At 58.8% G+C, this 21,285-nt stretch carries 19 protein-coding genes; 8 read left to right on the top strand and 11 right to left on the bottom strand.

The features are described from left to right. Positions 1-22: 22 nt before the first annotated feature. A complete protein-coding gene (gene uvrC, locus AB4Z23_RS14755) occupies positions 23-2,074 on the bottom strand; it encodes an excinuclease ABC subunit UvrC (protein WP_013635857.1) in 2,052 nt (683 codons plus the stop codon). Then, complete coding sequence (locus tag AB4Z23_RS14750) at positions 2,071-2,859, bottom strand: SDR family oxidoreductase (protein WP_113473824.1); 789 nt, start codon at positions 2,857-2,859, stop codon at positions 2,071-2,073. The genes uvrC and AB4Z23_RS14750 overlap by 4 nt, the downstream gene beginning before the upstream one ends. A 347-nt stretch (positions 2,860-3,206) precedes the next feature. Here AB4Z23_RS14750 and AB4Z23_RS14745 point away from each other — a divergent pair, with 347 nt between their 5' ends. Further along, a complete protein-coding gene (locus AB4Z23_RS14745; protein WP_421476476.1) occupies positions 3,207-3,863 on the top strand; it encodes an outer membrane protein in 657 nt (218 codons plus the stop codon). Between the two features lie 116 nt (positions 3,864-3,979). Here AB4Z23_RS14745 and AB4Z23_RS14740 read toward each other — a convergent pair whose 3' ends face one another. Together AB4Z23_RS14740 and AB4Z23_RS14735 are read right to left on the bottom strand one after the other, a co-directional pair. After that, complete coding sequence (locus tag AB4Z23_RS14740; protein ID WP_003512441.1) at positions 3,980-4,576, bottom strand: glutathione S-transferase; 597 nt, start codon at positions 4,574-4,576, stop codon at positions 3,980-3,982. A gap of 33 nt (positions 4,577-4,609) precedes the next feature. Beyond that, a complete protein-coding gene (locus tag AB4Z23_RS14735; RefSeq protein ID WP_003512443.1) occupies positions 4,610-5,383 on the bottom strand; it encodes a ribonuclease T2 family protein in 774 nt (257 codons plus the stop codon). Between the two features lie 199 nt (positions 5,384-5,582). Here AB4Z23_RS14735 and AB4Z23_RS14730 point away from each other — a divergent pair, with 199 nt between their 5' ends. Continuing rightward, positions 5,583-6,518: a lysylphosphatidylglycerol synthase domain-containing protein gene (locus tag AB4Z23_RS14730; RefSeq protein ID WP_421476473.1), complete on the top strand. Its 936-nt coding sequence runs from the start codon at positions 5,583-5,585 to the stop codon at positions 6,516-6,518. 9 nt (positions 6,519-6,527) lie between these two features. On the opposite strand, the gene AB4Z23_RS14725 is transcribed toward AB4Z23_RS14730, so the two are convergent. After that, the gene (locus AB4Z23_RS14725; protein WP_003512446.1) at positions 6,528-7,391 is read right to left on the bottom strand and encodes a 23S rRNA (adenine(2030)-N(6))-methyltransferase RlmJ; all 864 of its coding nucleotides are present in this window, start codon (positions 7,389-7,391) and stop codon (positions 6,528-6,530) included. A gap of 29 nt (positions 7,392-7,420) precedes the next feature. On the opposite strand from AB4Z23_RS14725, the gene AB4Z23_RS14720 reads away from it, so the two are divergent. Beyond that, positions 7,421-9,640 carry a molybdopterin-containing oxidoreductase family protein gene (locus tag AB4Z23_RS14720; RefSeq protein WP_162711022.1) on the top strand — a complete coding sequence of 740 codons (2,220 nt, stop codon included), beginning with the start codon at positions 7,421-7,423 and terminating at the stop codon, positions 9,638-9,640. Positions 9,641-9,706: 66 nt separating this feature from the next. Then, positions 9,707-10,333, top strand: coding sequence for an NUDIX domain-containing protein (locus tag AB4Z23_RS14715; RefSeq protein WP_025593009.1), 627 nt, complete (start codon positions 9,707-9,709; stop codon positions 10,331-10,333). 412 nt (positions 10,334-10,745) lie between these two features. Here the strand turns inward: AB4Z23_RS14715 and AB4Z23_RS14710 are convergent, their stop codons facing one another. The 3 genes from AB4Z23_RS14710 to purM form a co-directional block, all read right to left on the bottom strand. Further along, on the bottom strand, positions 10,746-11,681 hold the full coding sequence (locus AB4Z23_RS14710; protein WP_025593011.1) for an omptin family outer membrane protease: 936 nt from the start codon (positions 11,679-11,681) through the stop codon (positions 10,746-10,748). Positions 11,682-11,814: 133 nt separating this feature from the next. Then, positions 11,815-12,489, bottom strand: a complete 675-nt coding sequence (gene purN, locus AB4Z23_RS14705) for a phosphoribosylglycinamide formyltransferase (RefSeq protein ID WP_025593013.1) — start codon at positions 12,487-12,489, stop codon at positions 11,815-11,817. Then, positions 12,486-13,559, bottom strand: a complete 1,074-nt coding sequence (gene purM / locus AB4Z23_RS14700; RefSeq protein WP_112289778.1) for a phosphoribosylformylglycinamidine cyclo-ligase — start codon at positions 13,557-13,559, stop codon at positions 12,486-12,488. The genes purN and purM overlap by 4 nt, the downstream gene beginning before the upstream one ends. A 296-nt stretch (positions 13,560-13,855) precedes the next feature. Between purM and AB4Z23_RS14695 the strand changes: the two genes are divergently transcribed. The 4 genes from AB4Z23_RS14695 (at position 13,856) to ppx (ending at position 19,543) form a co-directional block, all read left to right on the top strand. Continuing rightward, on the top strand, positions 13,856-14,995 hold the full coding sequence (locus AB4Z23_RS14695; RefSeq protein ID WP_013635868.1) for an AI-2E family transporter: 1,140 nt from the start codon (positions 13,856-13,858) through the stop codon (positions 14,993-14,995). Positions 14,996-14,997: 2 nt separating this feature from the next. After that, positions 14,998-15,726 carry a DnaA regulatory inactivator HdaA gene (gene hdaA, locus AB4Z23_RS14690; protein WP_421476470.1) on the top strand — a complete coding sequence of 243 codons (729 nt, stop codon included), beginning with the start codon at positions 14,998-15,000 and terminating at the stop codon, positions 15,724-15,726. Between the two features lie 98 nt (positions 15,727-15,824). Beyond that, positions 15,825-18,023, top strand: coding sequence for an RNA degradosome polyphosphate kinase (locus AB4Z23_RS14685; protein ID WP_075807550.1), 2,199 nt, complete (start codon positions 15,825-15,827; stop codon positions 18,021-18,023). After that, on the top strand, positions 18,020-19,543 hold the full coding sequence (gene ppx, locus AB4Z23_RS14680; protein WP_003512464.1) for an exopolyphosphatase: 1,524 nt from the start codon (positions 18,020-18,022) through the stop codon (positions 19,541-19,543). Before AB4Z23_RS14685 ends, ppx begins: the two co-directional genes overlap by 4 nt. A gap of 47 nt (positions 19,544-19,590) precedes the next feature. Here the strand turns inward: ppx and AB4Z23_RS14675 are convergent, their stop codons facing one another. From AB4Z23_RS14675 to AB4Z23_RS14665, 3 genes are all read right to left on the bottom strand, one after another. Next, positions 19,591-20,223, bottom strand: a complete 633-nt coding sequence (locus AB4Z23_RS14675) for a DapH/DapD/GlmU-related protein (RefSeq protein ID WP_112290002.1) — start codon at positions 20,221-20,223, stop codon at positions 19,591-19,593. 187 nt (positions 20,224-20,410) lie between these two features. Next, positions 20,411-20,725 carry a hypothetical protein gene (locus tag AB4Z23_RS14670; protein WP_112674507.1) on the bottom strand — a complete coding sequence of 105 codons (315 nt, stop codon included), beginning with the start codon at positions 20,723-20,725 and terminating at the stop codon, positions 20,411-20,413. Positions 20,726-20,899: 174 nt separating this feature from the next. Beyond that, positions 20,900-21,247: a YunG family protein gene (locus tag AB4Z23_RS14665; RefSeq protein WP_003512467.1), complete on the bottom strand. Its 348-nt coding sequence runs from the start codon at positions 21,245-21,247 to the stop codon at positions 20,900-20,902. Positions 21,248-21,285: the final 38 nt, after the last annotated feature.

Below are 21,285 nucleotides of genomic sequence, written 5' to 3'. Positions count from 1 at the left end.
AGTTCGTTGCGACAGTGCGCCTTCAATCGCCACTGCTCTCATGGAAGTGATTGTAGATTTGCCGCGCTACGGCTTCTGAAATGCCGGTGACATTCATCAGATCGTTGAGGCCTGCGCGTGAAACCGCCTTGGCCGTACCGAAATGCTGCAGCAGCGAGCGCTTGCGTCCTGGGCCGATCCCCGAAATTTCATCCAGCGGATTGCGCACCATTTCCTTCTTGCGCCGCGCCCGGTGTGAGCCGATGGCAAAACGGTGGGCCTCGTCGCGCATGCGCTGGATGAAGTAAAGCACGGGATCGCGCGGCGGCAGGGAAAAATCGCTGCGGCCATCCGCAAAGAAGCGCTCGCGGCCCGCCTCGCGGTCCACACCCTTGGCGACGCCGATGGCAATCACGCTGTCGCGAATGTCGAGCTCATCGAGGATGGCACGCACCGCCGTCATCTGTCCCTGACCACCATCGATCAGGATAACGTCCGGCCAGGCGGGGAAGGGCATGTCCGCGGCTTCCTCGGGTGTGGGCGTCAGCGTCTGTGCGCGGTCGGGCTTGCCCTCTTCCTTCAACAGGCGCGAGAAGCGGCGGGTCATGACCTCACGCATCATGCCGAAGTCGTCACCGGGAGTGATGTCAGTCGATTTGATGTTGAACTTGCGATACTGGTTTTTCACGAAGCCTTCCGGCCCCGCCACCACCATGCCGCCCACGGCATTTGTGCCCATGATGTGCGAGTTGTCGTAAATCTCGATCCGGCGCGGCACGTAGGGAAGGTTGAAGGTTTCCGCGAACCCCTTCAGCAACCGCGCCTGAGACGAGGTTTCCGCCAGCTTGCGGCCATGCGCCTCGCGGGCATTGGCAAGAACATGGTCGGTGATGTCCTTCTTCTCGCCGCGCTGCGGCACGCTGATCGTGACCTTGTGTCCGGCTTTTTCGCCGAGAGCAGCGGCCAGCAATTCCTGTTCCTCCACGGTTTCGGAAAGCAGGATCTGCTTCGGCACCGGTTTGTCGTCGTAAAATTGCGCCAGGAACGCATTGAGGATTTCCGAGCCGGGCAGGGACGGGTCGGCCTTCGGGAAATAAGCGCGGTTGCCCCAGTTCTGGCCGGTGCGGAAAAAGAACACCTGGATGCAGGATATGCCGCCCTCGTGATGGATGGCGAAAACATCCGCCTCCTCGATGCCGGCCGGATTGATGCCCTGATGGCTCTGGACGTGCGAGAGCGCTGCCAGCCGGTCGCGATAGACGGCGGCGCGCTCGAAGTCGAGATCCTCGGCCGCCTCGTTCATCTGCCGGGCAATCGCGGTCTTGACGCTCTGGCTCTTGCCTGACAGGAAATCCTTGGCTTCCTTGACGAGTTCCGCATACCCCTCATCGCTCACCTCATGTGTGCAGGGGCCGGAACAGCGTTTGATCTGGTAAAGAAGACAGGGACGCGTGCGGGTTTCGAAAACGCTGTCGGTGCAGGTGCGGATCAAGAACGCGCGTTGCAGTGAATTGATCGTGCGTCCAACGGCTCCGGCAGAGGCGAAGGGTCCGAAGTAGTCGCCCTTGCGCGCCCGCGCACCCCGGTGCTTGAAAATCGCCGGTGCACGATTGTCGGCTGTGATCAGGATATAGGGAAATGACTTGTCGTCGCGCAAAAGCACGTTAAAGCGCGGCCGCAAGCGTTTGATGAGGTTAGCTTCCAGGAGAAGCGCCTCGGTCTCCGTGCGGGTGGTGACGAATTCCATATGGGCGGTCAGCCGCACCATCTGCGCAATGCGGTTGGAATGCACGCGACCCTGGGCATAGTTGCCGACGCGCTTCTTCAGCGAGCGCGCCTTGCCGACGTAAAGAACGTCGTTCGCCTCGTTGAACATGCGGTAGACACCCGGCGAGTTCGGCAGGTGTTTGACGAATTCGCCGATAAGATCCATGCCCTTCAGGCCGGATTCGTTTTTCCAGCCGGCATTCCAGTCCATGCCGGCAACGTCGCGCGGTGCCTCGGCCGCGTCTGTCGCGGCAAGGTTTGCATCGTCGTCTTCGTCATCGGTTTCATCGAAGAGAATACCGCCGTCAGGCAGCTTCTTTCCGTTCATTCAGGTATCTCCGCCACATCAGGGGTTTCCCAGCCAAGATGCTGGCCGCCATCGAGCGCGATCATTTGTCCGGTGATCGACGGCGTATCAAAAAGAAAGCGAATCGTCCGCCCGAACTCGTCGGGTTCCGGACCGCGCTTTAATATAAGGCCGTCGATCTGCGCCTGAAAGTCCTCCGGCGCCTGTCTTTCGCTTTTGAAGGAGGGACCCGGCCCGATGGCGTTGACGCGCACCCGCGGCGCAAAACTCTGCGCCATCGTCCGTGTGGCTGTCCAAAGGGCCGATTTCGAAAGCGTATAGGAATAAAAACGCGGCGTAAGCGCAAGTACGCGCTGATCGATGATGTTGACGATCAGTCCGGATTTATCCTGAGGCAATTGCTGAACGAAGGCGGCCGCGATGAGGGAAGGCGCCCGCACATGCACGGAAAAATGCGCGTCGAAGATTGCCGGATCGGGCGTTTCTGCCGAATCGTCCAGAAAAATGGATGCATTGTTGACGACGACGCCTATCGGGCCGAGCGCCGAAGATGCCTGTTCGACAAGCGCCATTGTTGGCGATGATTGTGTCAGATCCGCCTGAATGGCAACGGCCTTGCCGCCTTTTTGCCTTATTTCGTTAGCGAATTCCTCGGCTTGCCCCATAGAGGCATTGGCGTGGACGGCAATCGCAAAGCCATGCGAGGCCAAATCCGTGGCGATCGCCCGCCCGAGCCGCCGGGCGGCACCCGTTATCAAGACTGTCTTCGGTATATTTTCTTTCACAGCGGACCTGCATTTGCTCATACACGCCCTATTTGCTGGATATAATCGCAAATCGCAAGCTGTCCGTGGGCCGTAAAAGAATTGTGTGGATTTTTATTGGTAATGTAATTTAAATTTAATTTGAATATAACTAAGTTTAAATTCGATATATTGGAAATTAAGTTTCCGGTAGGGTTAATAAAACCCTTGTGGCAATTAGGCAACGTCTAATTCTAGTCACGTGTCTGCCCCAAACAATTCACATTTTGGCTCTTTGATCTCCGCATTCTCCCATCAAATTCAATTTTCAGAGGGGCGATTAACCCGACGAATTTACCGCGTCTAAAAACAATGTTTTGAGTACGGCGCGGTCCTGAAAGGAGAATAACATGCGTATTTTCGTAGCAACCATTATGGCTTCGACCATTGCAGCCGCCGGTTTCTCGGCTGCTCACGCCGCTGACGCCGTAAACGACGTGCCGCAGGCACCGGTAGCCTACGACCAGCCCGCTCCGGTCAAGAACTGGACCGGCGCTTACCTCGGTGGTACCGCCAACTACGATTGGGGCCGTTTCAGCTCCAGCAACGACGGCCGTGACGCCAAGGGCGCCGGCGGCGGCATCTACGGCGGTTACAACATGCAGAGCGGCCAGATCGTTTACGGTGCCGAAGCAGACGTTAACCTCGGCCGCGAGCGCGGTTCCGCTGGTACGGTTGGTGGCAACGCCGTCGAAGGCAAGCAGGGCGTCAACGGCTCGCTGCGTGCTCGCGTCGGTTACGACATGAACCCGTTCCTGCTGTACGGTACGGCTGGTCTCGCAGCCTCCGACAACAAGGTACGTGACGCGACCTCCAAGGACAGCGCAACCGCCCTCGGCTACACCGTTGGTGCCGGCGTTGAAGCCATGGTTACGGACAACATCACTGCCCGTCTGGAATATCGCTACAGCGACTACCAGAAGAAGGACTACAGCCTGGACTCCGGCGCGTTCTCGCGCGGCTTCGACGACCACTCCGTCAAGGCCGGTATCGGCGTCAAGTTCTGATCCTTCAAGGATCGGTAAAAGAAAAGCCGGGGTTTACGCCCCGGCTTTTTCGTTTTTGCCATCAGTTACAGCATCCATGCCCGGCGATCAGGCCAGGCATGGCGCTCACATTGGTGTCAGGCGGCGGCCCTCATGTCCTTATAGGCTTCAAAACGCTTGCCGAATGTTTCCGGCCATTGCGCCAGCGCCTCGTGCCCTTCGGCCCATTCACCTGCAAAACGCAGATCGAGATAACCGATCAACGCCGCAAGGGCGAAATGTCCGCCATGCAGCTTCTTGCCGGTTTTCGGCAGGTTGGCGTTGAGATGATCCAGACCCTTCACCGCCTTTTTCCACTGCTTGTCGATCCATGGCTGGTGAACTCTGTCTTCCGGGCGGGAACGGCGCTCGTAAACGATGGCCAGCAGGCAATCCATGATGCCGTCGCAGAGCGCTTCCAGAATTTCCGCTTCGGTGCGCTTGCCGTTCTTTTTCGGGTAGAGCTTGCCGCCCGAAAGGCGGTCTAGATAGTGCATGATCGCGACGCTGTCATAGACCGAGCCGCCATCGTCCAGAAGCAGGACCGGAATTTTGCCGAGCGGATTGTTGTCAACCAGCGTCGCGGGCTCGGCATTGGTGTCGACGGCGACGTTGGTAATGTCGATGCCGAGATGGCGGGCGGCCATGCGCACCTTGGCGGAGTAGGGGGAAGTGACGGAGTAAAGCAGTTCCATAGCCGGGTCCTGACGTATGTTGATGTGTGGGTATTAGCGAATGGGGACGATTTCGGTAGCGCTGACGCGGCAGCCCTTGCGGTCAAGCTCAGGGCAATCGCGGAATGTCATGTCCTTGTTGAGGCAGATACGGACTTCCTCAAGGCGTTTTCCGTCGCAGCTGATCGAGACGCCGCGTTTCGACATGCCTGGGTTGGCGTCGGTGAAGGCGGTTTCGATGGCGTCGGCGGAAAGGGTGGCGCCTTTAGCGCCCGAGGCAATCGTCTCCGGCAGCTTGACCGCCTCGAAGGCGGTTCGTGTTGCCGAAAAATAATCCTTCTGCGAAAGGCCGGAGCAGGCGCCGTGCTTGCGCCACTGGTGGCCGATCAGGCCCATGGAGGGCATGATGTCGAACATCGTGCGGCCGATTGCGTCGGGCACACGGTCCGGCTCGCTGCTCGTGCAGAATTCGGGGTATCCGGTTTCGTTTTGCGGCCAGAGCCCGTGTACGACGAAACCGTACCGCCTGTCGCTGCCGCATTGCTGGCGATTGCCGGAACCTTCGGAGCTGGCGCAGAACGCCGGCGACCAGGAGAGCGAAAGCACATAAAAATCGAAGCCTGTTCCGGCGGGCACAGGGTTTTTGCCCGTGTCTCGTCGGGCAATTTCCGGCTGGGATTTTTCGGGCCTGGAATTGCCGGCGGGCTGCGTTTGGGATTGGGTCTGCCGGTTGGTTGCAGAACCGGTCGGGGCCGGATTTTCCCGCGAAAACCAAAGGGCCGCAAGCGACAGAAGACCGAGGGCGATGAAACCGGCATAACGCTTCATTTCGTGCACGTTCTCCGGAAAATGGACGACCTCGTATCGCCCGCAGACGACAAAGCGGTCTTACATAAATTTGTGAACGAGGCAAACGGGCAAAAAGGTTGAAAGCTTCGCCGCATAACGAATAGAGTCGAACGAATCTTCTGCGGAGTGCGGAAATCGGGTTGGGGTGAAGCTGGGGGAAATAGGCGGGCATGACCGCATGACATTGAAGAAATACATCTGGCCCGTCATTGGTCTGGCAACGATCGGTTTTTCGGCCTGGCTGCTCTATCACGAGCTGCGCGGTCTTTCACTCGATGATCTATGGGAAAGCCTCACGGCCATTCGCGCGCGGGACTGGGTGTGCTCCGGCCTGTCGACGCTTGTCGCCTATGCCGCCCTTGCCGGTTACGACCGCATCGCTCTCCAGCATCTCGGCCGGAAGGTAAACTGGTTCTTCATCACGCTCACCTCCTTCACCACCTACGCGCTTTCCCACAATGTCGGGGCATCCGTGTTTTCCGGTGCCGTCGTCCGATACCGGGCCTATACGTCCAAGGGGTTGAGCGCTGCCGAAGTCGGCATTCTCGTCGGCCTTTGTTCCTTCACCTTCATCATCGGAACGATCATGCTCATCGGTCTGGTGCTGGTCTACGAACCGGACATTACCGAGCGCTTTACCGGCATCCTGCCCGTGGAAGCATCAACGACAACCGGCGTCCTGCTGCTCGGCATCGTCGCACTTTATGTGCTCGGCAGTCTTTTGAAGCTGCGGCCGCTGAAAATCGGTTCGTTTTTTCTGCCATATCCCGTGCCGAAACTGGTGGCGCAACAGCTGGTCATCGGTCCGATCGAACTGATCGGAGCTGCAGGCATCATCTATTTCGCGCTGCCGGAAGCCGGAAATCCCGGTTTCATGATCATTCTCGGGATTTTCCTGATTTCCTTTTCAGCGGCGCTCATCTCGCACGCGCCGGGCGGGCTTGGCGTGCTGGAGCTGGTGTTCGTCACCGGCCTGCCTGATATGAACCCGGCTGACGTGATTGCAGCGCTGCTGGTGTTCCGGCTGTTCTACCTCATCATCCCGTTCATCATGGCGCTTTTCGTGATCCTGTTCTTTGAGCGATCGCAGCTTGCACAGGCGCGGAAGGGGTGAGGTAAGCCCTCAATCCTCTTCCGGCTTTTCCTCGCCGCGCAGCCAGAAGGCGCGGTGCGAGGCGTATCTGTCCTGCGCCATCACCGTCTTCAGGAATGGCAGCAGCGTGTGCAGCTCGTCCTTCAGCGTGTAGGGCGGGTTGACGACGATGAGGCCTGAGCCGCTCAAGCCTTCCAGCCGGTCGCTTTTCACGGAAAGTTCCGCGCACAGCATCTTCGGTATGTCGAAGGATTGCAGCCGCTCGTGGAAATCCTTGATCGGTGCACCTTTTTTGAGCGGATACCACAGGCAATAGGTGCCGGTGGAGAAACGCCGATATGCCTTGTTCAACCCATCCGCCAGCCGCTGATATTCATTTTCAAGCTCGAAAGGCGGATCGACGAGGATGAGGCCGCGTTTTTCCTTCGGCGGCAGATGCGCGCCAAGCGACAGCCAGCCATCGAGCTCCGTCACCCGAACCTGATAATCTCCCTCGAACAGACGCGCCAGCGCGCGTGCGTCGTCCGGGTGCAGTTCCATGGCCGAAAGCCTGTCCTGCGGGCGGAACAGCATGCGCGCGAGCTTCGGTGAGCCGGGGTAGAACTGCATGCCGCCTTCGGGGTTGAGTTCCCTGACGGTGGAAAGATAGGGTTCCAGCAATTCGGCGACAGGGGCCGGCAGATCGGCGTCCATCAGCTTGCCGATGCCGGTCTGCCATTCGCCTGTCTTCTGCGCCTCTTCCGACGACAGGTCGTAGAGGCCGATGCCGGCATGAGTATCCAGCACGCGAAACGCCTTGTCCTTGTTCTGCAGGTAACGGACGAGACGCGCGAGAACGGCGTGTTTGAGAACATCCGCGAAATTGCCGGCGTGGTAGATGTGGCGATAGTTCATGGGATGTGTCTCGCTTCCCGATGGGGATGATGAATATTCTTGATGGACGTCACTTCGGCCTTTTTGCCGCGTCGCTGATGCAATATAGAAAAGACATGAACCTTGCGACCCCGATTTCCGCTAAAAACGCCGCCCCGAAAGCCGAAAGTGCCACGCGCATCGGCCACACGGTCTGTCCGCACGACTGTCCGAGCGCCTGCGCGCTGGAAGTGGACATCAATGCCGATGGCCGCATCGGCCGCGTGCGCGGCGCCAATGCCAATACTTACACTGCCGGCGTCATCTGCGCCAAGGTGGCGCGTTACTCCGAGCGTATCTATCATCCCGGCCGTCTTTTGACCCCGAAGCGCCGCAAGGGTGCGAAGGGTGCTGGCGACTGGCAGGAGATATCCTGGGCGGCGGCACTGGACGAGGTTGCCGACGCCTTCGTCAAAGCCGAGGCAAAGCACGGCGCCGAGGCCGTCTGGCCTTATTTCTATGCCGGAACCATGGGACAGGTTCAGCGCGATTCCATCGAGCGCCTGCGTCACGCCAAGAAATATTCCGGCTTTTTCGGATCGATCTGCACCAACATGGCCTGGACGGGTTATGTGATGGGTACAGGCGCGCTGCGCGGGCCCGATCCGCGCGAAATCGGCAAGGCCGATGTCGTCGTCATCTGGGGCACGAATGCTGTCGCCACGCAGGTCAACGTCATGACCCATGCGGTAAAAGCCCGCAAGGAACGTGGCGCGAAGATCGTCGTCGTCGATATCTATGACAATCCGACCATGAAACAGGCCGATATGCGCATCGTCCTGCGTCCAGGCACCGATGCGGCGCTCGCCTGCGCCATCATGCACATTGCCTTCCGCGATGGTTATGCCGACCGCGATTACATGGCGCGCTTCGCTGACGATCCGGTGGGACTTGAAGAGCATCTGAAATCGAAGACGCCGCAATGGGCGTCCGAAATCACCGGTCTTTCCCTGGAGGAAATCGAGGATTTCGCAAGGCTCGTGGGCACGACGAAAAAGACGTTCTTCCGGCTCGGTTATGGTTTCGCCCGCCAACGCAACGGCGCGGTCGCCATGCACGCGGCTCTTTCTATCGCCACCGTTCTTGGCTCCTGGCAATATGAAGGCGGCGGCGCCTTCCACAATAACGGCGATATCTTCCGGCTCAACAAGGCGGAACTGATGGGCACAGCCTATGCCGACCCCAACGTGCGCCAGCTCGACCAGTCGCAGATCGGCCGCGTGCTGACGGGGGATGCGGAAGCGCTGCGACATGGTGGCCCGGTGACGGCGCTGCTCATCCAGAACACCAACCCCGTCAATGTCGCACCCGAGCAGCGGCTGGTGAAACAGGGTTTCCTGCGCGACGATCTTTTTGTTGCCGTGCATGAGCAATTCATGACGGAGACGGCCGAGTTGGCCGATATCGTGCTGCCGGCCACCATGTTCCTTGAACATGACGACATCTACCGCGCCGGTGGCCAGAACCACATTCTGCTTGGCCCCAAGCTGGTGGAGCCGCCGGAAACCGTGCGCAGCAATCTCTTCGTCATTGAAGAACTGGCGAAACGTCTTGGTATTGACCATATGCCGGGCTTCGGTCTTTCAGCCCGCGACCATGTCGATCATATGCTGAAAGTCAGCGGCTGGGGCGATTTCGATACGTTGGCGGAAGAAAAATGGATCGATGCGCAGCCCTCTTTCGAGGTGGCGCATTATCTCGAGGGCTTTGGTTATGGTGACGGAAAATTCCGTTTCAGCCCCGAATGGGCGACAGGGCCGTCTCCAAACAAACCGCCGAAAAACATCGGCGTGATGGGGCCGGTTGCGCAATTTCCGAAATTCCCGGATCAGGTAGATGTCATCGAAACCGCCGACGGAGAGCATCCTTTCCGACTGGCGACATCGCCAGCGCGCAACTTCCTCAACTCCACCTTCGCGGAAACGAAAACCTCCGTGCAGAAGGAAGGCCGTCCGGAAGTGATGATCTGTTCCGAGGACGCCACCCGCAACGGTATAGCCGATGGCGACATCGTGCGTATCGGCAATGGCCGCGGCGAAGTGCGTCTTCACGCGAAAATCGTGGAGGGTGCGAGGCCCGGCGTTCTGGTTGCCGAAGGGTTGTGGCCCAACAAGGCGCATCTGGACGGCGAGGGTATCAATGTTCTGACGGGCGCCGATGCCGTCGCCCCCTATGGCGGCGCGGCTTTCCACGACAATAAGGTGTGGCTCCACCGCGACGACGAAGCCTGAAAGGCTTGATATTGCACCGCAACAGGGCCAAGCTGAACACTTCCGCGACAGGCAAGGGAATATCCGGTGACACAGACGCAAGCGAAAAACGTTCCGGCCGACACTGATTCCGGCAGGGTCCGGCTGGTGGAAAAGGAAACGGTGTGGAAGGGCTTCGTGCATATGCAGAAGCTCATTTTCGATCAGCGCATGCCGGATGGCAAGACAATCCGCATCATCAGGGAAGTCCACGATCACGGCAGCGCCGCCGCCATCCTTCTATACGATGCCAAACGCGACAGCGTGGTGATGGTGCGCCAGTTCCGCCCTGCCGTCTTCGTGAACGGCGATCCAAGCTTCATGATCGAAGTGCCAGCGGGGCTCCTCGATGACGACAACGCGGCCGACGCCATTCGCCGCGAGGCCATGGAAGAATCTGGCTACGCGGTGGAAAAGGTCGAATACCTGTTCGACATGTATGCCAGCCCGGGAACGCTCACCGAAAAAGTCAGCCTCTTCGTCGCCCGCATCGATCTCGACGTGCAGGCCGGCAGCGGTGGCGGTCTGGAAACCGAAGGCGAGGATCTGGAGGTTCTGACCTACGGCCTCGACGAAGCCTTCGCGATGATCGCGTCCGGCGAAATCACCGATTCCAAGACGATTATTCTGTTGCAGTGGGCCATGTTGAATCGAGCGGCTCTACGCAAACCTTAAGCGAACGCAACGTTTTCCAACTTTGCCGCAGCCGCAAGCTTCCTATCATGTGTTGCTAAAGGCACATTGTGCGAAATCGCAAGCGAGAGGTAGGCAGCATCATAGGCGGGAAGCGCATGTTTCGTGCCAGGCGGATGATGGAGACGTGATCGGCGATTGTGCCGTCCTCGTAAGGCAGGAACCAAGCCGCGACTACCGAGGCGTCCACGACAAAGGCCATTACTTGCGGCCTTCTTCTTTCCACGCCTTGACCTCATCCGGAGTTGTCTTTTTTCGTTGCGACCGTTCTGTCCGCATCGCAGAGATGAGGTGTCGACGAGATTGAGGATCGATCGCTTTTACGAGGCATGCCACAGCTTCGTTCTGCGTGCGATAATAACATCTTCCCCCGCCTCAACCGGAAGCCTTCAACTCAGAATCTGCCCTTTACGCCGGCCCCAACGAAAAGCGACTGCATATCGCCGCCCGCCGAATCTTTATAAAACAGGCCGGTAGTTCCGCCAGTCGGTGTGAGGGTTTTGTCACCGCGACCGAAGCTCGTATATTCGTATGCGCCATCCAGGTAGAGGGAGGCATTCTCAGTCAGGGCATAGGCGATGCCCGCTTTTGCTCCGAACATGCCGCCAACATGGAATTTGTCGGTGAAGCGGATCGAACGCATCCAGTGATCGTCCGTGGCTTTCGCATAGATCATTGCGCCGCCTTCGAGGCCGGCATTCAGCGACCAGTTCCCGAATTTGCGCCCACCGGTCACATTGCCGTAAAATACGGGGATTTGCTGCCGGTAGGTGATAGCTTTTTCGCTATTGTTGAACTCACCGACATTATTGCGAAATCCTCTCCAACTGTAGATGTAGTCACCGCCATAGGCGGACCACTGCACGTCGGTATAGCGAAAGCCGATACCGGCACTGAGGTGCTGCAGCGGGTCTTCCAGCAGTGTTCTGTTGAGTTCGATGCTTCCGGTCAGGTAGTGGTCGAGGCGGGTATCGCCGTGCTGTGAGCGGTCGCTCCATCCAGTTTTCGATGTATCCCTGTAATAGGGAGGCAGCCAATCGTAGTCGGTCATGTAGCCATCGCCAGCAAAGCCGATTCGACCTTCCGTTTTTATGCGCCACTCGGGCGACAGCTCAAGTCCAAGCGATCCGCGTAACGCCATGGCATTTGTTGTTTTCCAGTCGAGTTGACTGTTTTTGTGGCTTCCGTTGTAAAAGGTCTCGGTGGCCTTGATGTTTAGAACACCGGCATCGAGCGAAGCGGTGATGCCGCTTTGCTCGGCGGCGAGCGGCAGGCTCGTGCCCACCAGTAAAACGGCCGAAAGCGGCAGGGAAAACCTCGAAAATAGCATAATCGCTCCTGAATGACCGGAGGGCTCCAAAATGCGGGGCCGTTGCGGGCATTAGAGGTGATTATGGTAAACGTTCGGTTTATTTTATAGGAAATACCACTTTAAGTATCTTTGTACTTTAGTGAAATATTTATCAGTAAACAGAAATCAGGCTGGGATACTCGGATTTACTTGCGTCGCCGCTGGAAATGGCTTTTCCACCTTCCATCCGCACCTTGCCTTCCGCAAGCTGCTTCAGGGCAAGTGGATAAAGCTGGTGTTCGACGGTGAGTATCCGCGCTGCCAGCGTCTCGGCCGTGTCGTCGGAAAGAACCGGCACCGCGCCCTGCGCGATCGTCGGGCCTTCGTCCATGCCTTCGGTTACAAAATGTACGGTGCAGCCGGAAATCTTCATGCCGCTGTCGATGGCGCGCTGGTGGGTGTGCAGGCCGGGGAAAAGCGGCAGCAGGGAAGGGTGGATATTGATGATGCGGCCTTCGTAGGGGGCGATGAAATCCCCTGAGATCAGCCGCATGTAACCGGCAAGACAGATGATATCAGGCGCAATCTCGCCAAGTGCGGCCAGAATGGCTCCCTCATGCTCGGCCTTGCTGGCATAGGTCTTGCGTTCGAAAACGAGCGTGGGAATACCGAACGCCCGCGCCTTTTCCAGCCCGCCTGCCGACGCCTTGTCTGAAATTACACAGGCGATCTCGGCCGGAAAATGCGTTTCCTGACAGGCCTTGGCAAGCGACACCATGTTGGAACCGCTACCGGAAATGAAAACGACGACACGTGCGCGGCCAGATCGAGAGGCGGCGCTCATCATAGGCTGAGGGCGCCCTTGTAGATCGTGCCCTGCGCACCCTCTTCGCGGGCGACCATGCGGCCGAGCGGGAACACGGTCTCGCCTTCCGCCGTCAGAGCATCGGTGACCTTGGCGGCATTTTCAGCCGAAACGACCACGATCATGCCGACACCACAGTTGAACGTACGCAGCATTTCTTTGGCTTCAACGCCACCGGTTTTTGCAAGCCACGAGAACACAGCCGGAACCTCGATCGCGTCGAGATCGATCTCGGCGGCGAGATGTTTGGGCAGAACGCGCGGAATATTTTCCGGGAAACCGCCGCCGGTAATATGCGCCAGCGCCTTCAGCGCGCCGGTCTCGCGGATTGCCTTCAAAAGCGGCTTTACATAGATGCGCGTCGGCGTCAGCAGCGCTTCGCCAAGCTTCTTGCCATCTGCGAAGGGTGCCGGGGCGTCCCAGTCAAGGCCGGAGACCGAAACGATCTTGCGCACCAGCGAAAAACCGTTGGAATGAACGCCGGAGGACGAAAGCCCGAGAATGACGTCGCCTTCGGAAATATCGCCGGCGGGCAGAAGCTGGCCACGTTCGGCAGCACCCACGGCAAAGCCCGCGAGATCATAGTCGCCATCGGAATACATGCCGGGCATTTCAGCAGTTTCACCACCGATCAGCGCACAGCCGGATTCGCGGCAGCCGGCAGCAATGCCGGAAACGATGGCAGCGCCCTGATCCGGGTCGAGCTTGCCGGTCGCGAAATAGTCGAGGAAGAACAGTGGTTCTGCGCCCTGCACGACGAGATCGTTGACGCACATGGCTACGAGGTCGATGCCGACGGTGTCATGGAAATTCGCGTCGATGGCGATCTTCAACTTGGTGCCGACGCCGTCATTGGCGGCCACCAGAACCGGGTCGTTAAAGCCTGCGGCCTTCAGATCGAACAGGCCGCCGAAGCCGCCGATTTCGCCATCCGCGCCGGGACGCCGCGTCGAGCGCACCGCCGGTTTGATCTTTTCGACCATCAGGTTGCCGGCGTCGATATCCACACCTGCGTCACTATAGGTAAGACCGTTCTTGCCCGACTGGCTCATCGCTCTCGTCTCCGCTGGTTCCTTTGGCGTCGCCATTCGCACGGGACGGGGCCCGATGCAAGGGTTTGAGTGGCAAAAGCTCCGGTTTTTAACGGCTTTGCGACGGTTTGACGTTTTGTGTGCCTCGGGCCTCTCGACAGCGATATGCGCAGCGCAGACTTGAAAACCCGTCGTCGTTGCACAGACCTGGTAACCGCCGTGTCTATCGCTACCGGACCACCGGCCTTGACCATGTGCATATGCGCATCCTATCTCCATCATGGGCAATGACGGCGCGGCGACAAGAGGATGAACGGATGCAACCCCATGTGAGCGGTACGAGCCTGCGCCGGCAGGTTTTTTTCTGGATAGGCGTGCTTGCCGTCTTTATCTTTTTCCTGATGGTCTTCAGCTCCATCCTCCTACCTTTCGTGGCGGGCATGGCACTTGCCTATTTTCTCGATCCGGTTGCCGACTGGCTGGAGCGCCGAGGCCTGAGCCGGTTGATGGCGACCGTCGTTATCCTCGTCACCTTCGTGCTGATTTTCGCGCTGTCGCTCATTATCATCATTCCGCTGATTGCCGCCCAGGCATCCGAATTCATCACGCGCATCCCGCAATATATCTCGTCCCTGCAGCAGTTGATCGCCGGTGCGGACGCCAATCTGCTGCCTGACTGGGTGAGCAACCAGATCAATGCAGTGAAGGAGAATTTTTCCAAGCTGCTGACCGAAGGCGCGGGCTTCATCGGCACCCTGCTGACGCAGATCTGGAATTCCGGCAAATCGCTGGTCGATGTCATGTCGCTGCTGGTCGTCACACCCGTCGTCGCCTTCTACCTGCTGCTCGACTGGGACCGGATGATCGACAAGGTCGATAGCTGGATACCGCGCGACTACGTGCATACCGTCCGCCAGATCGCCCGCGACATGGACAGGACGATTGCCGGCTTCGTGCGCGGGCAGGGGTCGCTCTGCCTCATCCTTGGTGTTTATTACGCTGTCGGCCTGTCCTTGGTGGGCCTGAATTTCGGCCTGCTGATCGGCCTTTTCTCCGGCCTTATCAGCTTCATTCCCTATATTGGTTCGATGGTCGGCCTCATCCTTGCCGTCGGCGTCGCCATTGTGCAGTTCTGGCCTGATTACATCTATGTATTTCTGACACTTGCCGTGTTCTTTTCCGGCCAGTTCATCGAAGGCAACATCCTGCAGCCGAAGCTCGTCGGCAGCAGCGTCGGCCTGCATCCGGTGTGGCTGATGTTCGCATTGTTCGCCTTCGGTGCGCTTTTCGGTTTCGTCGGCCTTCTGGTCGCCGTGCCGGCGGCGGCAGCCGTTGGCGTGCTTGTCCGCTTTGCATTGTCGCGATATCTTGAAAGCGATCTTTACCATGGGCACGCCGCCAACCTTCCCTGGGAAGAACAGGAAACGTCCTCCGGCAAGGTTGACTCTCAGGGCTAACGATGACTGACCAAATCAAAAACGACAACGCCCGGTCGAAGGCCGAGCAGCTGCCGCTCGCATTCTCACACCAGTCCGCTTCCGGAAGGGACGATCTTCTCGTGTCCGACTCGCTCAAGGCTGCCGTCAGCCTTGTGGATGAATGGCCGAACTGGCCTTCGCCCGTGGTGGTGCTGGCCGGGCCTCCGGGTTCGGGAAAATCGCATCTCGCCAATATCTGGAAAAATATCAGCAGCGCGCAGGATATCCACCCACAAGCCGGTGTTGGCGCTGCGCGCCTTGCCGAAACCGGACCGGTTCTGTTCGAGGATGCCGATCGCCGCGGTTTTGACGACACCGAACTTTTCCATGTCATCAACAGCGTGCGCCAGCACGGCACCACGCTTTTGATGACCAGCCGGCAATGGCCGGCCGCATGGCCGGTGACCCTGCCGGACCTGCGCTCACGCCTGAAAGCCGTGACTGTGGTGGAGACAGGCGAGCCCGACGAGGGTCTTCTGGCACAGGTTTTGGTGAAACTCTTCGCCGACCGGCAGCTTTATATGGATGACAAACTCATAGGCTACATCGTCAACAGAATGGAGCGTTCACTCGATACGGCGCAGACGATTGTGGACCGTATCGACAGGCTGGCGCTCTCGCGTGGAACAAGGATAACCCGTCCCTTGGCGGCGGAAGTCCTTAACGCGATAGGCGAAGGGACAAGGGGTAGCGGGCTGGAGGTCGATTGACTGTCACAGTTCCGTCGTCAAACTGTTATACGGGCAAGAGGGACGATCGCGGGATGCAGCAGGATCACGGGACGGAAAGTCAGGGGATGGTACAGGACATGGACGCTATTGTGCAGGACGACTTCAACAAGGTTCAGCCGATGACCGAGGGCGAGAACCTCTGGGACAGCCCCGCGCGCTTCATCAACCGCGAATTCTCCTGGCTCCAGTTCAATCGGCGTGTTCTGGAAGAAACGCTGAACACGGATCATCCGCTGTTGGAGCGGCTGCGTTTTCTGTCCATCTCCGCCGCCAACCTCGATGAATTCTTCATGGTCCGCGTCGCCGGCCTCGAAGGCCAGGTGCGCCAGAAGATTACGGTCAAGACACCTGACGGCAAGACACCGGCCGAGCAGCTGGAAGACATTTTGAAGGAAATCGACAACCTGCAGATGGAGCAGCAGGCTTCGCTTGCGGTTCTGCAGCAATATCTCGCCAAGGAAGAAATCTTCATCGTGCGGCCTGCCGCACTTTCCGAAGCGGATCGTACCTGGCTGGGCACCGAGTTCGAGGAACGTATTTTCCCGGTGCTGACGCCGCTGTCCATCGACCCTGCGCACCCGTTCCCCTTCATTCCGAACCTCGGTTTCTCGATGGGCCTGCAGCTCGACAGCGTCAACGGCCGCGAGCCGATGACAGCGCTGTTGCGTCTTCCGACGGCGCTCGACCGCTTCGTTCGTTTGCCGGATGAGAAAAACGCCATCCGCTACATCACGCTAGAAGATGTGGTCGGCCTGTTCATTCACCGTCTTTATCCGGGCTATACAGTCCGTGGATTCGGCACGTTCCGCATCATCCGTGACAGCGATATCGAGGTGGAGGAAGAGGCGGAAGATCTGGTCCGCTTCTTCGAAAGCGCGCTGAAGCGCCGCCGCCGCGGTTCGGTTATCCGCATTGAGACCGACAGCGAAATGCCGCAGTCGCTCCGCCAGTTCGTGGTGCACGAGCTTGGCGTGCCTGATAATCGCGTTGCCGTTCTGCCCGGCTTGCTCGCGCTCAACACCATCTCGGAAATCGTGCGCGCACCGCGCGACGACCTGAAGTTCGAGCCTTACAACGCCCGTTTCCCCGAGCGCGTGCGTGAACATGCCGGCGATTGCCTTGCCGCCATCCGCGAAAAAGACATGGTGGTTCACCACCCCTATGAAAGCTTCGACGTGGTTGTGCAGTTCCTGTTGCAGGCCGCGCGCGACCCCGAAGTGCTCGCCATCAAGCAGACGCTTTACCGCACCTCCAACGACAGCCCGATCGTTCGCGCGCTGATCGACGCGGCGGAAGCCGGCAAATCCGTTACCGCGCTGGTCGAATTGAAGGCGCGTTTCGACGAAGAGGCGAACATCCGTTGGGCGCGCGATCTGGAGCGGGCCGGCGTGCAGGTGGTGTTCGGCTTCATCGAACTCAAGACGCATGCCAAGATGTCGATGGTGGTGCGCCGCGAGGACGGCAAGCTCAGAACCTATTGCCACCTCGGCACCGGCAACTACCACCCGATCACGGCCAAGATCTATACCGACCTGTCCTTCTTCACCTGCAACCCGAAGATCGCCCACGACATGGCGAATATCTTCAACTTCATCACGGGTTACGGCGAACCGGAAGAGGGCATGAAGCTCGCCATTTCGCCTTATACGCTGCGTGCGCGCATCGTGAAGCACATCAATGAAGAGATCGAGCACGCCAAGCGCGGTGCGCCGGCGGCGATCTGGATGAAGATGAACTCGCTGGTCGATCCCGAGATTATCGATACGCTTTACCGCGCCAGCGCGGCTGGCGTGGAGATCGATCTCGTCGTGCGCGGCATTTGCTGCCTGCGCCCACAGGTTGCGGGTCTGTCGGACAATATCCGCGTCAAGTCGATTGTCGGCCGCTTCCTCGAGCACAGCCGAATCTTCTGCTTCGGCAATGGTTTCGGCCTGCCGTCCGACAAGGCGCTGGTCTATATCGGCTCCGCCGACATGATGCCGCGCAACCTTGATCGCCGCGTTGAAACGCTGGTGCCGCTCACCAACCCTACCGTGCACGAGCAGGTTCTTTCACAGATTATGCTGGGCAATCTCATTGACAACCAGCAGAGCTACGAGATACTTGCGGACGGAACGTCGAGGCGCATCGAGGTGCGTAAAGGCGAAGAACCGTTCAACGCGCAGCACTATTTCATGACCAATCCCAGCCTTTCCGGACGTGGTGAAGCCCTGAAATCAAGTGCGCCCAAATTGATTGCCGGGTTGATTTCTTCCCGCAAGAAACAGGCTGAATGACTCGATCAGAAGCACAGGGGCGGCTGACCGGCCTTGCCCCCGTTTCCGTCATAGATATTGGTTCGAACTCCGTTCGTCTCGTCGTATATGAAGGTCTTTCCCGCGCGCCCGCCGTGCTGTTCAACGAAAAGGTCCTTTGCGGTCTCGGCAAGGGACTGGCCCTCACGGGCCGGATGCATGAGGAAGGCGTTAGCCGGGCTTTGATGGCACTGCGTCGCTTCCATGCGCTTTCCGAACAGGCGCAGGCGCAGCAACTCTACGTACTGGCAACAGCGGCAGCGCGTGAAGCGGAAAACGGCCCGGATTTCATCCGTGAAGCCGAAGCCATACTGGGTTGCGAGATCGAGGTGCTGTCCGGCGAAAAGGAAGCGCTTTATTCCGCCTATGGCGTGATCAGCGGTTTCCACGACCCGGATGGCATTGCAGGCGACCTGGGCGGCGGTTCGCTGGAACTCATCGACATCAAAGGCAAGAACTGCGGCGAGGGCATCACCCTGCCGCTCGGCGGCCTTCGGTTGTCGGAGCAATCGGATGGCTCGCTGGAGAAGGCGACGACCATTGCCCGCAAGCACGTCAAATCCTTCGCAAAGCTGCTGGCGGCCGGCGAGGGGCGTACCTTTTATGCCGTGGGCGGCACGTGGCGAAACATCGCCAAGCTGCACATGGAGATCACGGGTTATCCGCTGCACATGATGCAGGGATATGAATTGCCGCTGGCGGAAATGCTGAATTTTCTGGAAGAAGTCATCGTCTCCAGGGACAGCAAGGACCCGGCCTGGCAGGCGGTCTCCAAGAACCGCCGTTCGCTTCTGCCGTTCGGCGCCATCGCCATGCGTGAAGTTCTAAAGGCGATGAAGCCGGCAACGATCGCCTTCTCGGCGCAGGGCGTACGCGAAGGTTATCTTTATTCGCTGCTGACGGAAGCGGAGCGGGATACCGACCCGCTGTTGGTCACGGCCGACGAGCTTGCCATTCTGCGTGCCCGTTCGCCCGAACATGCGCGCGAACTGGCCGACTGGAGCGGCCGCACCTTTCCGGTCTTCGGCATCGAGGAGACGGAAGAGGAAAGCCGTTACCGGCAGGCGGCCTGCCTTCTGGCCGATATCAGCTGGCGTGCACATCCGGACTATCGCGGCCTGCAGGCGCTCAACATCATCGCCCACTCCTCCTTCGTGGCGATCACCCATCCGGGCCGCGCCTATATTGCGCTTGCCAATTATTACCGCTTCGAAGGGCTGAACGACAACGGTACCACACAGCCGCTCGCCGCCATGGCGGGTGACCGCCTGCTGGAACTCGGCAAGTTGCTCGGCGGCCTGCTGCGCGTCGTTTACCTCTTCTCAGCCTCCATGCCCGGTGTCGTCGATCACCTGAAATTCCGCAAATCCACCAATCCGGATCTGGATCTGGAATTCGTCGTACCACACGCCTATTGCGATTTTGCCGGCGAGCGTCTGGACGGACGCCTGCAGCAACTGGCGAAACTGACGGGCAAGCGGTTGGCGTTTGTGTTCGAGTAACGGGCAGACGCCGGCCATTTGGCACCGCAGGCAGTTGTTGGGCTATACTAGGACCAGCGCTGACAAAAGGCGTCGATATCGCTTGATTGAAAGTAGGCTAGCCGCGCCATGATCGTCTCGAAGGGCCAGTCCCACCAGGCGATTTTGGCAAGCTTCCCCGCCACGGTTTGCGAAAACCGCTCGCGAATGATCTTCGCGGGAACACCCCCGACGATGGTGTAGGGCGGCACGTCCTTGGTGACGACCGCGCCTGCTGCAAGCACGGCGCCGTCTCCAACCTTCACGCCCGGCAGCACGATGACCCCGTGACCGATCCAGACATCGTGACCGATGACGGCGCGATCCTCCTTGCGGCGATCGAAAAAAGCGTCGTCGCGCACCGCCTCTGTAGCGTAATATTCCGGGCAGTAGCTGAAACGGTGCATGGACGGTCGGTCCATTGGATGGTTCGGTGCGCCAATCCTGACGTCCGCGGCAATAGCGCAGAATTTCCCGATTGTCGCATCACCGACAATACAACGGGGTCCGAGGTAGGAGTAATTCCCGAGTTCGACGTTGTGTAGAGAGGTATCGGCCAAAATTTCGCAGCAGCTACCTATGTTCGAGTCCCTTATGCTTGCCGTCGAATGGATAACTGTCTCTGCGAGCTTGGGGCGATTGAGTTGTGCGGTTGAGTGCATGCCTGTCTCCGGATTTCGGCCTGCGTAACCGGCGACTATGAAGGGCATATGACGTGAAATTGCGAAGGCAAGCCGATTAGGCCAGATATCCTTTTGAAATGCAGATCGTGTGCGCGCTTTGCGTGGAACGAAATCTGGCTTCATACAGCGCGGTCAGCCGCCGGAACCATCCGCGGTCGCAGCTTTTTTACTTCCAGTAATGATCGGATATGTTTTGGGCATTCTGAATGATGTGACGCGCGACTTCGGGATCTCCGCCCTCGAATGTTTCCAGGTTGGCTCCGCATAACAGCAGGAAAAGCTGCTGGTGTGCGACAGCGGCAAAATAGTCATGAGGCGGTGGCTGTATTTCAGACCCGATTGACTGGAGTTCGACAGCAGTCTGTTTGCTTGCACGCTCAAGCGCTGCGAAAATAGTGGACACCATCGCCGATTCTGTCTGTTGCAATATATCCTGAACCTGCCGTTCGGCGGGCGTCAGGACCTGGCAGCTCTCACTCATCGCACAACTCTCCTCTCGGCACACCTCGTTACCTGCGGTACTATGCCATGGATTGTGTCTGCTTTGAGAGGAGAAGCTGAAGTTGTGGATTTGAACCGCAAACGAAAAACACGACAGACCGAAATCGGTTTGTCGCCGAGACAAACCGGTCGCCTCGCTACAAGCCGTTATTATTCAACCGTGCCCCAGCGCCTTCCTGATACAGGCGCTGAGATAGGCATATTGCAGGGGCGTGGCCCTTGCCATCGCCTCCGTGCGGGTGGCGGGCCTGTCCTCGTAACCGACCGGAATATCGAACTGGGTGAAGGTGAAATCCCAGCGGGTGCCGTTGACGATATTGTAGAAATGGTCGGCGCCGCTAACGACGGTTTTGGCGAGGTCGCCACCGAAAATATCCTGCACCACCAGAGCTGTAACGCCGCCTTGCCCCCTGGCTGGGTTTTCCCTCGACCACAGGCTGCTGGTTTCGAGCGACCAGCTTTTCCTCAGGGCGTAATACAGTCGTTCGGCATTGTCCTGCATGACGGGTCTTTCCTGTTTCGGAACCGGGTTCCGGGTCA

This window comes from Agrobacterium sp. MCAB5 (genome assembly GCF_052114365.1).
Classification (GTDB): domain Bacteria; phylum Pseudomonadota; class Alphaproteobacteria; order Rhizobiales; family Rhizobiaceae; genus Agrobacterium; species Agrobacterium tumefaciens.
The sequence above is the reverse complement of the archived record's forward strand: the minus strand, read 5'-3'. Positions and strand labels throughout refer to the sequence as shown.

Excerpts from the sequence above, each read along its gene's own strand:
- uvrC (WP_013635857.1), bottom strand. The coding sequence starts at position 2,074 with ATGAACGGAAAGAAGCTGCCTGACGGCGGTATTCTCTTCGATGAAACC.
- AB4Z23_RS14750 (WP_113473824.1), bottom strand. The coding sequence starts at position 2,859 with ATGAGCAAATGCAGGTCCGCTGTGAAAGAAAATATACCGAAGACAGTC.
- AB4Z23_RS14745 (WP_421476476.1), top strand. The coding sequence starts at position 3,207 with ATGCGTATTTTCGTAGCAACCATTATGGCTTCGACCATTGCAGCCGCC.
- AB4Z23_RS14740 (WP_003512441.1), bottom strand. The coding sequence starts at position 4,576 with ATGGAACTGCTTTACTCCGTCACTTCCCCCTACTCCGCCAAGGTGCGC.
- AB4Z23_RS14735 (WP_003512443.1), bottom strand. The coding sequence starts at position 5,383 with ATGAAGCGTTATGCCGGTTTCATCGCCCTCGGTCTTCTGTCGCTTGCG.
- AB4Z23_RS14730 (WP_421476473.1), top strand. The coding sequence starts at position 5,583 with ATGACATTGAAGAAATACATCTGGCCCGTCATTGGTCTGGCAACGATC.
- AB4Z23_RS14725 (WP_003512446.1), bottom strand. The coding sequence starts at position 7,391 with ATGAACTATCGCCACATCTACCACGCCGGCAATTTCGCGGATGTTCTC.
- AB4Z23_RS14720 (WP_162711022.1), top strand. The coding sequence starts at position 7,421 with ATGAATATTCTTGATGGACGTCACTTCGGCCTTTTTGCCGCGTCGCTG.
- AB4Z23_RS14710 (WP_025593011.1), bottom strand. The coding sequence starts at position 11,681 with ATGCTATTTTCGAGGTTTTCCCTGCCGCTTTCGGCCGTTTTACTGGTG.
- purN (WP_025593013.1), bottom strand. The coding sequence starts at position 12,489 with ATGATGAGCGCCGCCTCTCGATCTGGCCGCGCACGTGTCGTCGTTTTC.
- purM (WP_112289778.1), bottom strand. The coding sequence starts at position 13,559 with ATGAGCCAGTCGGGCAAGAACGGTCTTACCTATAGTGACGCAGGTGTG.
- AB4Z23_RS14695 (WP_013635868.1), top strand. The coding sequence starts at position 13,856 with ATGCAACCCCATGTGAGCGGTACGAGCCTGCGCCGGCAGGTTTTTTTC.
- hdaA (WP_421476470.1), top strand. The coding sequence starts at position 14,998 with ATGACTGACCAAATCAAAAACGACAACGCCCGGTCGAAGGCCGAGCAG.
- AB4Z23_RS14685 (WP_075807550.1), top strand. The coding sequence starts at position 15,825 with ATGGACGCTATTGTGCAGGACGACTTCAACAAGGTTCAGCCGATGACC.
- ppx (WP_003512464.1), top strand. The coding sequence starts at position 18,020 with ATGACTCGATCAGAAGCACAGGGGCGGCTGACCGGCCTTGCCCCCGTT.
- AB4Z23_RS14675 (WP_112290002.1), bottom strand. The coding sequence starts at position 20,223 with ATGCACTCAACCGCACAACTCAATCGCCCCAAGCTCGCAGAGACAGTT.
- AB4Z23_RS14670 (WP_112674507.1), bottom strand. The coding sequence starts at position 20,725 with ATGAGTGAGAGCTGCCAGGTCCTGACGCCCGCCGAACGGCAGGTTCAG.
- AB4Z23_RS14665 (WP_003512467.1), bottom strand. The coding sequence starts at position 21,247 with ATGCAGGACAATGCCGAACGACTGTATTACGCCCTGAGGAAAAGCTGG.